This window comes from Microbulbifer elongatus (assembly GCF_021165935.1).
Classification (GTDB): domain Bacteria; phylum Pseudomonadota; class Gammaproteobacteria; order Pseudomonadales; family Cellvibrionaceae; genus Microbulbifer; species Microbulbifer elongatus.
The window spans coordinates 658462-672765 of sequence record NZ_CP088953.1 but is presented as its reverse complement, the minus strand read 5'-3'; the positions used below and the strand labels follow the sequence as shown (position 1 = coordinate 672765).

Annotated in this window: 15 protein-coding genes; 12 read left to right on the top strand and 3 right to left on the bottom strand. The window is 58.9% G+C overall.

Annotated features, from left to right (window positions below):
• The first annotated feature begins 834 nt into the window (after positions 1 to 834).
• Entirely contained in the window at positions 835 to 1326 is a 492-nt protein-coding gene (locus LRR79_RS02745) for a hypothetical protein (protein ID WP_231758890.1), read from the top strand.
• A 10-nt stretch (positions 1327 to 1336) separates the two neighbouring features.
• Positions 1337 to 1513, top strand: a complete 177-nt coding sequence (locus LRR79_RS02740; RefSeq protein ID WP_231758889.1) for a hypothetical protein — start codon at positions 1337 to 1339, stop codon at positions 1511 to 1513.
• Positions 1514 to 1519: 6 nt separating this feature from the next.
• On the opposite strand, the gene yihA is transcribed toward LRR79_RS02740, so the two are convergent.
• Positions 1520 to 2194, bottom strand: coding sequence for a ribosome biogenesis GTP-binding protein YihA/YsxC (yihA, locus tag LRR79_RS02735; RefSeq protein WP_231758888.1), 675 nt, complete (start codon positions 2192 to 2194; stop codon positions 1520 to 1522).
• A gap of 136 nt (positions 2195 to 2330) precedes the next feature.
• Here yihA and LRR79_RS02730 point away from each other — a divergent pair, with 136 nt between their 5' ends.
• The 9 genes from LRR79_RS02730 (at position 2331) to LRR79_RS02690 (ending at position 11467) form a co-directional block, all read left to right on the top strand.
• Positions 2331 to 2981 carry a c-type cytochrome gene (locus LRR79_RS02730; protein WP_231758887.1) on the top strand — a complete coding sequence of 217 codons (651 nt, stop codon included), beginning with the start codon at positions 2331 to 2333 and terminating at the stop codon, positions 2979 to 2981.
• Positions 2982 to 3153: 172 nt separating this feature from the next.
• Complete coding sequence (locus LRR79_RS02725; RefSeq protein ID WP_407665237.1) at positions 3154 to 4458, top strand: IS4 family transposase; 1305 nt, start codon at positions 3154 to 3156, stop codon at positions 4456 to 4458.
• A gap of 178 nt (positions 4459 to 4636) precedes the next feature.
• Positions 4637 to 5314 carry a thiol:disulfide interchange protein DsbA/DsbL gene (locus LRR79_RS02720; RefSeq protein ID WP_231758885.1) on the top strand — a complete coding sequence of 226 codons (678 nt, stop codon included), beginning with the start codon at positions 4637 to 4639 and terminating at the stop codon, positions 5312 to 5314.
• A 154-nt stretch (positions 5315 to 5468) separates the two neighbouring features.
• Entirely contained in the window at positions 5469 to 6698 is a 1230-nt protein-coding gene (locus tag LRR79_RS02715; protein WP_231758884.1) for a cytochrome c, read from the top strand.
• A 166-nt stretch (positions 6699 to 6864) separates the two neighbouring features.
• Positions 6865 to 7410, top strand: a complete 546-nt coding sequence (locus LRR79_RS02710) for a hypothetical protein (RefSeq protein ID WP_231758883.1) — start codon at positions 6865 to 6867, stop codon at positions 7408 to 7410.
• 150 nt (positions 7411 to 7560) lie between these two features.
• Positions 7561 to 8385 carry a hypothetical protein gene (locus LRR79_RS02705; RefSeq protein WP_231758882.1) on the top strand — a complete coding sequence of 275 codons (825 nt, stop codon included), beginning with the start codon at positions 7561 to 7563 and terminating at the stop codon, positions 8383 to 8385.
• Positions 8382 to 8792 carry an ACT domain-containing protein gene (locus LRR79_RS02700; RefSeq protein WP_231758881.1) on the top strand — a complete coding sequence of 137 codons (411 nt, stop codon included), beginning with the start codon at positions 8382 to 8384 and terminating at the stop codon, positions 8790 to 8792. The genes LRR79_RS02705 and LRR79_RS02700 overlap by 4 nt, the downstream gene beginning before the upstream one ends.
• 70 nt (positions 8793 to 8862) lie before the next feature.
• Positions 8863 to 9609: a hypothetical protein gene (locus tag LRR79_RS02695; protein WP_231758880.1), complete on the top strand. Its 747-nt coding sequence runs from the start codon at positions 8863 to 8865 to the stop codon at positions 9607 to 9609.
• Between the two features lie 100 nt (positions 9610 to 9709).
• Positions 9710 to 11467, top strand: a complete 1758-nt coding sequence (locus LRR79_RS02690) for a M28 family metallopeptidase (protein ID WP_231758879.1) — start codon at positions 9710 to 9712, stop codon at positions 11465 to 11467.
• Positions 11468 to 11540: 73 nt separating this feature from the next.
• Here LRR79_RS02690 and LRR79_RS02685 read toward each other — a convergent pair whose 3' ends face one another.
• The gene (locus tag LRR79_RS02685) at positions 11541 to 12698 is read right to left on the bottom strand and encodes a polysaccharide lyase family 7 protein (RefSeq protein ID WP_231758878.1); all 1158 of its coding nucleotides are present in this window, start codon (positions 12696 to 12698) and stop codon (positions 11541 to 11543) included.
• 236 nt (positions 12699 to 12934) lie between these two features.
• On the opposite strand from LRR79_RS02685, the gene LRR79_RS02680 reads away from it, so the two are divergent.
• Positions 12935 to 13090, top strand: a complete 156-nt coding sequence (locus LRR79_RS02680; protein ID WP_231758877.1) for a hypothetical protein — start codon at positions 12935 to 12937, stop codon at positions 13088 to 13090.
• Positions 13091 to 13140: 50 nt separating this feature from the next.
• Here LRR79_RS02680 and LRR79_RS02675 read toward each other — a convergent pair whose 3' ends face one another.
• Positions 13141 to 14259: a GNAT family N-acetyltransferase/peptidase C39 family protein gene (locus tag LRR79_RS02675; protein ID WP_231758876.1), complete on the bottom strand. Its 1119-nt coding sequence runs from the start codon at positions 14257 to 14259 to the stop codon at positions 13141 to 13143.
• Between the last annotated feature and the right edge of the window lie 45 nt (positions 14260 to 14304).

The window sequence follows — 14304 nt, the reverse complement described above, 5'->3', positions numbered from 1 at the left end:
CCCTCTAACTAAGCAAGATCGTTGGATTGCAACATCATCCCCCAAAGCTTAGTCAGAAGCCCCTCGCCCCGAAGCTACCCCCATCGGGGCTTTTTTTTGCCCGAAATTTGTACGCTCCCGCGGCAAGGGCGGGAATTTTTCGTGGGGAATCTGGCTACAAATTGCGCGAAAGCGGAAAGTTTTGATGTGCTGCGGGGAATAAAGTCTCAGAACCGGAATTTTTTGCCCGCAACGGCAGGATAGGTGGGATACAGTTGCAGCATCCGAACAGCGAAAAAAAGTGGGGAACCCTGGTGCCCCAGCTTAGTCTTTGTACTGAAGGATTTGGTGTTGAAGGAATCGCATCGGATGCAGTGGAATTTGGGTGAGAACCCAAGGTCGCGTCCGTCCCCCTGGACGCGGCTCCCCAGTGTCCATCCCCAAGGACACTGACCCCTGGCCGGCAGCTGCAATCTGCCGGCTTTTTTTTGCCTGCGGTTTTCTTACTTACCCGGCGCCGCCTACATGCCAGGTAATAGCGCCGCCCGCCGGGCGACTTGTCCACAAGCTTCCCCAAAACACATTCACGCGAAGCCCAAGAAACATCCTGTGAGACCGCCTCCGCATTCTCTCACCTTGCGGTGTGCGCGAAATATGAGCGGCATGTTTTTAGTCTAGACGATTTCTGGCGGCGCAAATCACCCGAAATGCCAGCAAGAACCTATCCTGACAATTGCAAACGATAATGCTTCGCATTAGCATGTTTTAATTGTTCGGATCCGCTCTGTACCGGGGAGCCGGGCATACGGAATTGCCATCGGGCAGTGCCCCGCGGCAGCGCCTTTGGGGAAGACAATGGAGAAGTTCGTGAACCTGCGATTTTTATGTGCCAATCACCGCCAGTGGTTGATGGAGGATAGCGGCCGTGCAGAACAGGCGTGGCTGGAATGGAGCGAGCGCGGCGCTATGTTATGCGAGGAGGGCAAACATGGGCAGGCCATTCCGTTTCTGGGCTGTGCGTTTGAGCTGGCAGATTTTCTGCTGCTGAAGCGTACCCCCGGATACGCGGTGGCGACCGTGCGTTTTACCGACAGCGCGCGTCAGTTGATGGAGGCCTACCGTCAGCACGGGGAAAGCGGGTACGCCAACTATGTTCTGGTGACATCCAGCTCGCGTCTCGCTCGGGAACTGGGGGACAAGGCCAATTACCAGTTGACCGCCGACTGCATTCGCACCCTGTACACCGGCGCAACAGATTTGCCCCCTGGGGTGGCCGAGCGGGTGAGGGGCAGCGGTGGTTTGCCAATCCCCGCCGGTGCCGCCACAGCGGCGCCGCGGTTGCACTGAAGGTACCCCCATGGCCCGTCCGGAAACGTTTTTAACCGTTCAGATCAGTCAGCGCACTCTGGTATCGCTGATTGCCCGCCGCCAGCTGACCGCGGAACAGTTGCGTGGACTTTCCCCCAGCACCCGCCGCACGCTGCGGCGGATTCTGCTCGAAAGTCTGCGTGAACAGCCCTCCAGCGGTGTTTGATGCGGGTCAGTGTTCGCCACCTTCATCGCTTTCCGGAGCGCCGTCGGCAGCCGGTGTCGGCGCCAGTGACAGCCACTGGTTCAGCTGGCGCTCCAGCTTGTCCAGCCCCTTGCGTTTGGGCGCAGAAAAAATCTGTACCGTGACATTGCGGTCCAGTTCCAGCGCCTTCAGTTCTTTCTCCACCGCAAAGCGCGCGTTGTTAGCAGGGCCATTTTTCAGCTTGTCCGCCTTGGTGAGCAGAATGTGTGTGGGCAGACCCGAAGTGGTGGCCCAGCTCAACATCTGCAGATCGAACTCCTTGAGCGGCTGGCGGATGTCCATCAGCAGTACCAGCCCCTTGAGGCAGTGGCGCTGTTCCAGGTAAAAGGCCAGATGGCGTTGCCACTCGTCCTTCATCGAGCGCGCCACCTTGGCGTAGCCGTAACCGGGCAGATCCACCAGCCGTTGCTGCTCATTCAGGCGGAAGAAGTTGATCAGCTGCGTACGCCCGGGGGTTTTGGAGGTGCGCGCCAGCTTGCTGTTGTCGGTCAACGCATTGATGGCACTGGACTTTCCTGCATTGGAGCGGCCCGCGAAGGCGACTTCGGCGCCGGAATCCTCCGGGCACTCCGCCAGGGTCGGCGCGCTGGTGAGGAATTCCGCGCGGCGGAAATTGATTCGTTCTACATTGGATTCGGACATGGGCCTTCCCGGTACACTCAGATGGCGCGCAAGTATATAATGCCGCGGTTTTATCGTCGCTGATGGCTGCCCGGCGTATGGTTGCCGTCGACAGCGAAGATCGAATGCAAAACTTCAGCGCGCAACAGGACGACGTATGAACAGCATTATAAAGAAGGCCGCTCTGGCTTTGGGGATGGTAGCTTTCGCCCAGGTGGGACACGCTGCCGGTGACGCCAGTGCGGGACAGGCCAAGGCTGCGGCATGTGTAGCCTGTCACGGTGTTGACGGCAACAGCCCGGCGCCGACCTTTCCGAAGATTGCCGGTCTCGGTGAGAAATATCTGCTCAAGCAGATGCACGACATCAAGGAAGGCACCCGCAAGGTACCGGAAATGACCGGTATGCTGGACAACCTGAACGATCAGGATATGGCCGACGTAGCTGCCTACTTCGCCTCCCAGAACATCCAGATCTCTGGATCCGAGAAGTTCACCGTCATGCTGAACAACGGCGACACCGTGAATGCGCTGGAGCTGGGTCGTAAAATTTTCCGCGCGGGTAATGCCGACACCGGTGTGGCGGCCTGTATGGGCTGTCACTCCCCGACCGGGCAGGGCAATGCGCCCGCCGGCTATCCGCGCCTTTCCGGGCAGTATGCCGAGTATGTGGAAAAGCAGCTGAAGGCTTTCCGCGAGGGTACCCGCGCCAACGATGGCGACGCCCGCACCATGCGCACCGTGGCTCGCCAGCTGTCGGACGCCGAAATCAAGGCGGTAGCGAACTACGTGGCAGGCCTGACCGAATAACCACCACGCGATCAGATAAGCCTCAGCATGTGCGCTATCCGACAAAAAGACCGGTCACTGACCGTAATGCTGTTCACTTAAGCATTGCAGCCTAAGGTGGGGCCCCGGAAAATCCGGTTTCCAGATCAGGAAACCGGATTTTTTTGTGTCTCTTCAGCAGTCTCTCTTCGATATTGATGCCCTCCAGTCCTTCTGTGACCTGAGTACCTTCACCCAGAACATTCCCGTTGAATGGGTGGATTCCGCTCTGCAGTTATCCTCGCAAGCCACTATTCGCCGCCGTCGACTTCCCGCCGATCAGGTACTCTGGCTCGTGCTGGGCATGGCCCTGTTCAGGAATGAACCGGTCTCAGAAGTTGCCCGCAGGCTCAATATCTGTGCTCAGGGGCTCGCGAACGATAGCCTGTTGGCGCCAAGCGGGGTATCAAAGGCGCGACAGCGTCTTGGTGCTAACCCCGTTCAGTGGCTATTTCAACGTACCGGGGTGCACTGGGGACATGAGCGTTACCCCGAAGATGAATGGCGAGGATTGCAAGTTCTCGCTGTCGATGGCGCGCTGTTGCGCACTCAAGATACTCCTGAGCTGCGAGATCATTTTGGCTCCGGTAACACGAGCACAAACCGGCAAACTCCGTACCCTCTTATGCGCCTGGTTGCTCTAATGAACGTACGTTCACATGTACTTCTGAATGCAGAGCTAAGCCCTTACCGACGCAGCGAAATACGCCTGGCCGATGAGTTTATGAATCAGGTGCCGGAAGCCTCCGTAACCCTGTTTGATAAGGGTTTTTGGAGTGCAGACCTTTTGCTGCGGTGGGCGGATCAGAACACGCAACGCCACTGGCTGATCCCCGAGCGCAAAGGCCTGGTCAGTGAGACAGTGGAGGTCTACAACAAAAATGATCGACTACTGCGAATGAAGGTCTCCCCCCAGGCTCGGAAGCGCAATCCGGCCCTTCCCGAGTACTGGGAAGTTCGAGCAGTGAGCTACAAGCATAATGGCAAAAACAAAACGGTATTTACCTCGCTACCGGCAGATACTTATGGCACTAAAGCCGTTGCGAGGCTCTACCAAGAGCGCTGGGAAATCGAAATCGGCTTCCGTGACATCAAAAGTTCCATGCAGCACAACGCCGTCACCCTACGTAGCAAGACCGTGGAACTGGTTTATCAGGAAGTGTGGGGGCTACTGTTGGCGTACAACGTGATACGTCGAGAGGCAAGCCAGGCAGCGGTCGCTCACGGGGGAAACCCAGCCAGGATACGCTTTAAGTTCGCATGCCAGTATATTGCTGCGCAGCTGATTGTCATGGCCGCGGCTCAGCCATTATCAAGGACTGGAGCGCGCTTATCGGAGCTTAGGGCGGGGATTGGGAACCTGTTTTTAGAGGACCGTCCTCGGCCTTCTAGGCCGAGGACGGTAAAGATCAGCAAAACCCGCTATCCGGTGAATCGTCGTGCTGCTCCGCTTAAGTGAACAGCATTACGGTCACTGACCGGTCTTTTTGTTTCTGGCCACCGTGCGCGGGTTGCACCGGGCGGTGGGAACTTCAATAATCTTCGCGGTCTATATTCAGCCGGGCGACAGTTACAGCGGAGTATCCTCTGGCCAAGCGTTGTCCGTCACCCAGAATAAAAGTTTGGAGTAAGTACCTATGAGAGCCGTCGTCGCACTATTTACCATGCTGTTGAGCCTCGCCGCCTGTGCTCAGGAAGCCCCGGGCAAATTCAAGGCTGGCCAGCATTACGAAGTGCTGCCCCAGGCCGTCGCCCAGGATGACGACAGCAAAATCGAGGTCACCGAGCTGTTCTGGTACGGCTGTGGCCACTGCTATCACTTCGAGACACCGCTGAAAAAGTGGCAGAAAACCATGCCCGCCGACGTGACGCTGAAGAAGATTCCAGCAATCTGGCAGCCGGTCATGGAAGTGCATGCGCGCATGTTCTACGTCGCCGATGCCATGGGTGTTCTGGACCAGGTACACGCCCCCATCTTTGGCGCCATCGCCCAGCAGCGCAAAATGTTCGCCAACCGCGATGGTCGCGAGTGGAAGCCGGATGATGCGGCCATTGCCGAGATCTTCAGTGAAGCCGGTGCCGATGGCGAAAAAGCGGTCAAGCTGATGAACAGCTTCGCCATCAACAGCAAGGTGAAGCAGGGCCAGGCCAAGCAGCGCGCGTATAAACTGAGCGGAACACCGGAAATGGTTGTCGCTGGCAAATACCGTGTCAGCACCTCGCTGCCGGGCTTCAAGGGCAAATCCAACGGACAGCAGATGATGCTGGACGTGGTGGACTTCCTGGTGGAGAAAGAGCGCAGCGAAAAAGGCTGATCGCCCGCACCGCCCACCGAAAACCCCGCAGCCGCGGGGTTTTTTGTGGCCGGGTGACCGGTATCCCATGCCACCCGGCTGACTGTGCGCCCCTGCCGCGGCCAGCACTGCTAGGCTGAAAACGGGTGTCGCTATTAAGACCAACAGAATCACAATGCTCCAGACTCGCCCGCTGCCACCGTGTTCTCCGCAGATTGCGTCCTGGCTATGCAGCCTGTGCCTGTTGCTGTGGGCCGGGCTGAACGCGGCGCAGACATCGGACAGCGCCGACCGTGAGCAGCAGGATATCGCCGCCCGTGCGGTCAGCCTGCTGTCCTTTGTGGCGGTGGATTATCCGGAGGCGGTTCAGGAAGGGGCGGTCGCCGACCGGAGCCTCTACCGGCAGACGCGGGACAATACCGAATTTGCCAGTGGCCTGGTGGAGCAGCTGCCGGACAGGCCCGGCCGTACCCAGTTGCTGGGGTCGCTACAGTCCCTCAACAGCGCCATCGCCGACAAAGCGTCCGCAGAGGCGGTGCGCCGCCAGGCCAACGCCGCTGCCGACCGTCTCGCTGCTCTCTATCAATTGCCGCGTTCCCCGGCGGAATCCCTGCCACCAGCCAGTGAGGCCCGCGCCTTGTATCAGGACCGGTGTCAGCATTGTCATGGTATCGACGGCGCCGCCGACCAGCCCGAGCGGGCATTGAACGATCCGGCACGGATGGCGAACCTGAGTCTTTACGATTTCTACAATGTGCTGGAACCCACCCGCAATGATGCCCATGACCAGGCGGTAGACGGGGATCTCAGCAGCCGGCAGCGCTGGGCGCTTGCGGTGAAGGTGGCCTCGTTCAGTGCGCCGCAGCTGGCGCCGGCCCCAAAGCTCGCCAAGCGCTATCCCGCCCTGGTGGGACTACCGGGTATCGCGGTATTGCGCCCGGCCACACTTCCACAGGAGGCCCGGGAATCCCTGATGTGGTGGCGTGCGCACCCGGTTGAAACTCGCGCGCTGCAGCATCCCCTGGCACGCGCCGCCGGCTTGCTGTATCTCGCCCAGTCCACCTATCGCAGCGGCGATGCCGCCAGTGCCTATCACCAGATCATGCTTGCTCTGCGCACCGGTTATCAGCCCGCGCGCGCGCAACTGGCGGCGCGTAATCCCGCACTTGCCACCCAGCTCGATCAACAGTGGCAGGGGCTGCGGGACGCGATTCTGCAGCGGGCACCGTCCAACGAAGTGATCGAGAAATTCCAACGACTGCTGGGAAATGTGGTGAAGGCTCGCGAACTGCTGCAGCCGACCGGCGGGGGTGCCATTTACGGCTGGGCAGCGCTGCTGTTTCTCGCCGCTCTCGCGGTGGGCGCCCTGTTGTGGTTCGGGCTGCGCCGACGGCGGACCAGGTAACTACCCTGTAGCGCAGCCACTGGAAAAAACGGATCAATAGCGTCGCGTGGCGCGAAATCAAAGAAAATTGTCGCTTCTGCTGCCACAGTTGAGATTTACGACTAGGCTTTTATTTAGGTTGATCAAATAACCGCCAGTCGTTGAATCCAACAGAGAAGAGTGCCGCATGAAGTTGTTGCGTCAGTTGTCCTTCCGTCCCGTCCTCCACTCCCTGCTGCAGGCTTACGCCCTCACATTTGCAGTCTTTCTAATCCTCCCCACCTTCGCCGAAGCGCAGGAGCACACCCCGGATCAGGCCGCCGCCAAAAGCTGGGTGGGCAACTGGCTGGTGGTTGGGCAGGGGGATGAACAGCTCGTGTGGCAGCTCAAGGCCGACGGCACCGGGTATGCCCACGGTTTCCGTAAAGACGGCCAGCTCACCCATGGATTCGCCATTTCCTGGCGGTTTGAGGGAGATACCGTGCGGATTCGTACCGGTGGCACCCTGCACTGCAACAGCGGCATGGTGTACGCGCAGTTTACCGGTTGGAGCCCCGTCACCCTAGACTTCAACGTGATCGACGGCCGTCACTGGCGCCAGCACAACGGCGGCATTCTGGCCTTCCAACGCCGTCTGGCGGACTGGGAAACCCCCAATCACGGTGCCGAGTGCCCGAATCTGTACCAGCGCGACCGCAGTGAATCCCAGCAAACCGCTTCCGCGGGGAACTGAGGGTTGGGCCCAGTCAAGCCTTGGCCCCGGCCCATGTCGGCACAGGTAGCAGTATCGGGGCCCGCGTCGGTGCAGGATGGCACCGGCGCCGGTCAGCGGCAACGGCAACTTTCTCAGGGACGAATAAAGCGCAAGTGGAGTTCGGCAGTCATGCAGCCACGCTTTATTCAGACACTTCGCACCGCCAGTCACAGCACTCTGTTACTGGCCGCTATGGTTCTGGCACCGGTAACCATCGCCGCTGACGAGGAAAGCGAATCCGCAGCCAGGGAATCGGAGCCCGAATCCGCGGAAGATGGTCAGTACCCCGGCTGGGATGTGGATTCCCGTCTTGAAGCGGATCAGTGGGTGGGCAACTGGCTGATTTCCCGGGACGGAGAGGCCCAGCATGTGTGGAGCCTCAACAAGGACGGCACCGGCCGCTCCTATGCTTTCAGTCGCCGCGGCGACAAGATGAAGTTCTCCTACGGTTACGACATAACCTGGTACTTCGACCCCTTCACGCAGATGGCCAATATCAAGACCGAGCGCCGCATCGTGTGCCGCGGCGGCCGCCTGTATCCGTATTTTCTCACTCTCAAATCCTACGAAAGTGATTACGCGGTAAAGGGCAAGTACGCCTGGCAGACCACCTGGACCGAAGCGAGTATCGGCCGCAACTATCTGCACAAGTCCCTGGTGGTATTTGTGGCGCCGCTGTCTGGCTGGCACAACCCGGAAAAAGACGCACCCTGTCCCACCTTCCCGCGCATGGATATCGAAAACGATATCGATATGGCTCTGGATCGCTGGGAGCAGGAAGAGCAGCAGGGGGAGCAGCTGGTGGACACCACACCGGTGGAAGGGGAACCCACTTTTGAAGGTGAAAAGTTTGGCCCGGCGGTGCAAAAACCCAAGGGCAAACTGCCAAACCAAAAACCCGGAAACAGCGCCAAGGCGCGGGTGAAAGACCAATCCAGGAGAGATCGCCGATGAATGCCCAAGTAAAAATCGATCAGCTGCTAATGCGCCTTACCCCCATTCTGGACCGTGAGCGCCTGGGCCTGTGTAACCTGGATGAAGAACAGCTGCGGCAGTTGTTGCCTGAGTGCCGGTGCATTTTCCGTGAGCGGGAAGGCATCTGTGCACTGCTGCCTCGCCAGATTGCTGAAAATGCAAAACTCACCGTGGAAGACGATTACCGCCAGATTACCCTGCACTACGCTGCGGGTGTACAGGTGCCGGGCCTGACCGCCATCATCCTGCGAGAGCTGGCGGATGCGGGTATCCCGGTCAACGTGGTATCCGCCCGCTGTCATGAACATGTCCTGGTGCGTGATTGTGATTCGGCACATGCCATGCAGATTCTGAGTGGCATCAGCAATCGGCTGCAGTACAGCTGAGACCGTTACCACAGTGCGCGCTGTAAACCACTGATGGCAGGGAGTGCCGCACAGGAGCTCCTTGCCGACCATGCATATCGCCTATCCGCCACCGCTTCCCCACGGACCCATTCGCCAGCTGTTGCCGGATTTCTTTGTGGTGCGGGGGCAGGCCCGTATCGCCCCGGGGGTGCTGGTAAACCGCAACATGGGTATCGTGCGTAGCGGCGACGAATTGCTGCTGGTCAACCCGGTACGTCTCAACCCGGTGCAGGAGGAGCGGCTCACCGAGCTTGGCACCGTGTGTCAGGCGGTACGCCTGGGCTATTTCCACGGTTGTGACGACCTCTACTACCGGGACCGTTTCAACGTATTTTTCTGGCGGCAGTCCCATTCCGATCACTACCCATTGCCCCCCGCCGATCAGTTTCTTGTTGATGGCGGTACCTGCCCGGTGACCGGTGGTCGAGTGTTTGAGTTCAGTAACAGCGAGGTACCGGAAGCGGCCCTGCTGATTCCCCAGGCCGGCGGCCTGCTGCTCACCTGCGACGCGCTGCAGTACTGGAACAGCTGGACCGCGTGCAACTGGGCGGGGAAATGGATGCTGCGACTCAGCGGGGTGCATCAGGGGATGCAGGTGGCGCCAGGGTGGTGTCGGCGTGCCACACCGGACAGTGAGAACAATCACCGCTGGCTGGCAGCCGACTTTCAGCGGCTCCTGCAGCTGCCGTTTCAGCATATGCTTGCAGGGCACGGCGACTTCTGCGCAGACCGCGCCCACGAGCTGGCTGAGCAGGCCGTCGCCAGCAGTTTTACCCGCCTGCAACCAGGTCACTGAACCGCTGCAATCGCCTTCGCAATTCCCCAATTTGTCGCCGGTGTCCCACCGGCGAGCGTGCTAAGCTGGCGCCGATTCCCATAACAAGTCCGAGCCCAGCATGTCCCGCGCCGAAACTTCCGCTGTCTCCGCCACCCGCTCAAAAAAGTTCGCATTCCCGGCACTGGTTGCCGCCGTGTTGTGCAGCGGCCTGATCAGTGCCTGTAGCTCCCTGCCAAAATTCCAGGCCATACCGACAGCCGATGTGGCCGCCATGCGCGCCGATGTGAATTTTCTGGCCGCCGATGCCCTGCAGGGCCGCGAGACCGGCAGTGCCGGCTATCAGCAGGCGGCGGACTATGTCGCACAGCGTTTCGCCAGTCTTGGCCTGACTTCGATTACCGGCGATGATTATTTCCAGCAGGTGCCCTTCCGCGAGGCCCGCTGGCCGACACACAGTGCCCATCGCGCCACGCTGATGTTGCACAGCCGTGAGGGGGATATCACCTTTGAGCTGGGGTCGGACTTCATCGCCGCGCCGCCCGCCATCAGCGAAGATACCGCCACTAATGGCGGGCTGGTATTTGTGGGCTATGGTATCGAGGCCCCGGAATTCGGCCTCGACGATTACGCCGGCCTGGACGTGCAGGGAAAGATCGTGGTGATGCTGGACGGACGACCACAGCGCCTGCCCAACGAAGTGGGTGCCCACTTTGCCTCCGGCCGCAGCAAACGGGCCACTGCCGCCCGCCACGGCGCCGTCGGCTATATCACACTCAACACCCCCGCCCGGGAGTATCGCCGTCCATTTGCCCGCTCCGCTGAGCATATACCGGACCCGAGCTTTGACTGGGTGCGCGCAGACGATATTCCCGGCAATGCCAATCCCGGGCTGCACCCGGGGGTGTTACTGGATATCCCGGCAGCCAAACAGCTGTTTATGGGTGCCGAGCGCAGTCTCGACACCATATTTACCGAAACGGCAAACGGCCTGGTGCCCGCGGGTTTCCCGCTGCCTTACACCGCCACCCTCACCAGCCGCGCCGAGCACCGCAAGGTGATCAGCCCCAACGTAGTGGGGCTGCTACCGGGGAGCGATCCGGATCTGAAAGGCGAGTATGTGGTTTTTTCTGCGCACCTCGACCATATCGGGGTGGATAAACCGGGCAGGCATGATGCACCCCGGAGCGGTCACGATGCCGTGGTTTCCGGTCCATCTGCATCGCAATCAGCCCCGCTGGATCGGATCAACAACGGCGCCCAGGACAATGCCGCCGGTATTGCCGTCATGCTGGAAGTCGCGCGCCTGTTTGTGGAATCCGGCCGCGCCCCGCGCCGTTCCATCCTGTTCGTCGCGGTCACCGCCGAAGAGGAAGGCCTGCTCGGCTCCGACTATTTCGCCCAGCACCCGCCGGTACCGCCGAAATCCATGGTGGCAAACATCAATCTGGATATGCCGATGCTGCTGTACCCGTTCAAAGACGTCATCGCCTTCGGCGCCGAGCATTCGAGCCTCGGCAAAACCGCCGCCCGCGCGGCAGAGCGCGCGGGCCTGAAACTCAGCCCCGACCCGATGCCCGAGCAAGTCATCTTCGTACGCAGCGATCACTACAGTTTCGTTCGGCAGGGAGTTCCGGCGATCTACCTGATCACCGGCCGCGACGCGATCGACAGCAAGATCGACGGCGCCAGTGCGCAGATTGAATTCCTGAAAAGCCGCTATCACCGCCCCAGCGACGAAGCCGACGAGCAGATCAACTACACCGCCGCCCAGCAGTTTGCTGAGGTGAACTATGCGATAGCGCGGGAGGTGACGGATGCGGATGAGAAACCGAGGTGGAAACAAGGGGACTTCTTCGGAGATCTGTACCGAAAGTAATCGCCAGGCAATGCGTGAGAAGCGCGATGGGCGCGGGCACCCGGTGTCTTTGATGCCCGCTTGGTGAAAACTCTTAGTTGGTGACCCGTGTATAGCGTACATCCGTCATGGTCACTTTCGACTGGGTAATCCCCAGGTCGTCGAAGCACTCCGCGAATGAACTGGAATTACCGGATTCGCCACAGTTTTCCATGGTATAGGTGTCCTGGGATTGCAGGTAGTTGCCAAACTTGAAGTAGGATGCGGAATCGTCCTCCACAGGAATACCGTAGGTCCGGCCCAGAGCGGTTACATAGACTTCCCCGTAATTGTTAAGCACGTGCAGATCGAAGGAACCACCGCTGGTGATGGTGCCCAGCGCATACTTCTCTTCGTTGCCGCTGGTATTGCGTAGTCGCACATACACATCGAACACGCCGTTGCCCGCCACACTGTCGAAGAAACCGGATTCCCGCGAGTCGGAAACATACACCTTCATGATGGTGCCGGTATCACTGGCGTGGTGCTGGGCGATTATGGTTTTACCCGCGTCGGACATTTCCACTTTGATGTTCGCTGAAAATTCCTCGTAGGTATCCGTCATGGCTTCCCGCAGGCTCGATTTTACCTTGTACTCATGGCGCCAGCCGTTGCCGTTGGGTGAGGTGTAACGGGCTTCCAGAGGCAGGAATAACAGGGTGGAATCGTTTACCACTGGATCCGGGTTATCACCTTCGAGATCGAAAATGGTGCCCTCGGTTATGCTGCTCGGCAGCTTGCTGCCGCCGGAGCTGGGGGGTGTGGATGAACCACCTTCTTCCACCAGTGAGAAATTATCGAAGCGTACATCGCTGGTATTGTTGTTATGTTTAGCAAATACCTGTAAAGAATTGGTGCCGGCGGTAGTAAACGTACGGGATACCTTGGTCCAGTCACTCACGTCAAACTTTTTGTTTTTAAACAGCCCATTCAGGTCATTGATACCAATCTGGCCCTTACCGCGCACATAGGCACTCAGGGTGTATTTGGTATTGGGTTTCACGTTTACCACCTGATGCACCCGAGCCGGGCTACCGGAGATTTTGAGCGAGTTGGAACCACTGTAGGCCACGCCGGAAATTGCCGCAGGGTCCACTTCGTTCCAATTATCAAAACCATCCTCGAAACCCCCATTGACGATGGTAGCGGCGTGCCCGAATGTGGCGGTTGCCGAAATAGCCAGACCGGCTAGAAGGGATTTGTAACTTACCATTTTGTTTTCTCTCTGAAGCGGCACAGAAAAAAGATATCCGTACCGGAATTGTTCTTATTGTGAAGGTCACACAAGGTGACTGGTGTCTGCTCTCCGGTAGCCGAACCCAGGTCGAAAAAATGGGGGTGGACGATACCGGAAAGCGCGCAGAAGGCTAGAAGGAAGTAACGGAGCGGTCAAATTTCTCAGCGCAAGAATAGTCAGCCGGAACGGAATAACGCTTTGGCGATTCGAAAATGAAAGAAGAGTGGAAAGTGATTGAAAATGAACGAGTTTTTTCTCACATCCCGGTCAGGCTTAACTACCGGAAAAAGCCCCCCGATGGCGGCAAGAAAAATACCGTAAACCAGTTCAAAAAAATTGGTCAGTCAGGCGAAAATATATTGTCATAAAAATCTACCGAACAAGTGCCTGGTAAAAATGCATTACCCTGAAAACTGCTTTATTGAAACCTGCGTACAACAACTGCAGTGCGCAGTCGCTCGGTTCCGAACAGTGACATTTTCGCAAAGTCCTCCCGCGCTATGGGAAGATACTGACTATCCAGCGGATTATCTTCATCGTCCACATCCGGATCATGCACATAAAAACATTCATCGTCCATGCCGGTCAGCGTCACCCAGTGGGGAACCTTCTTGCCGTCCAGACGGTAGGTGCTGATCAGTAATAAAACCAGTGCACCTTCTTCCAACCATTGCTGGCACCGTTGCTGGGTAAAGTCCTCGGCAATCACTGGCAGACCACGCGCTCGGGCCTGGGCGCGATAATCCCTATCCACCTGTGCCATCACACGCTTTTTTTCTTCACTGCGCACGCCGCTGATAAACAGCGGGCCGGTCAGGTTCAGATAGACCTCACTGGAAAAACCGCGCTGGTGTAGCGCCAGCGCGAGGCCAATGGGATGACAGCCCCCGTGACCGGAGGTCATGAAAATGGTTGTCGCTTCCCGCCACAGGGTCAGCTCGTCACTTTCGTTCGGTTCGTATCCGGAATCCAGTCCCGCCATCGCCATCATGGCCGCCGCCGGGCCGCAGGTAAACTCCGTGCGTTGCCCGTACCAGGGTACGTTGAGCGTCTGCAGATTCTCCGGGCGGTAGCGAATGCGCTTCTGCATGCGCAGGGCCGCGCCCGCGTCTTCATAGTAATTGGCATAGCTGCCGAACGTGCGGTAACCCAGTTGGCGATACAGGGCAATGGCAGGCGTGTTCTGCTCTGCCACTTCCAGGCGCATATACAGACGGCCACAAGCGCGGGCCGCGTCCTCGGCGGCGCTGAGTAACGCCTTGCCGATACCCAACCCCCTACCCGCCGGCGCTACCGCCAGAGAGTAAAGTCTTGCCAGACGCGTGCCCCGGCGCAGTAAAACCAGCCCGTAGCCGAGCAGCGCGCTCCGCTGTTCCGCCACCAGAAATACCCGGTGGTCGGTCTGCAGCCAGTGGCGAAAGCGCCGGCGGCTCAACCGGTCACCCTGAAAAGCCGTTTGTTCCAGATGACATAGCTGATCCAGATCGCCGGGCAGGGCCGGACGAAGGGTGAATTGAGACTGACGGTCTTGGGGCATGGGGTGCGTCTGCTGGCGGCGCGCCAGGAAAGGTGGGATTCCTCA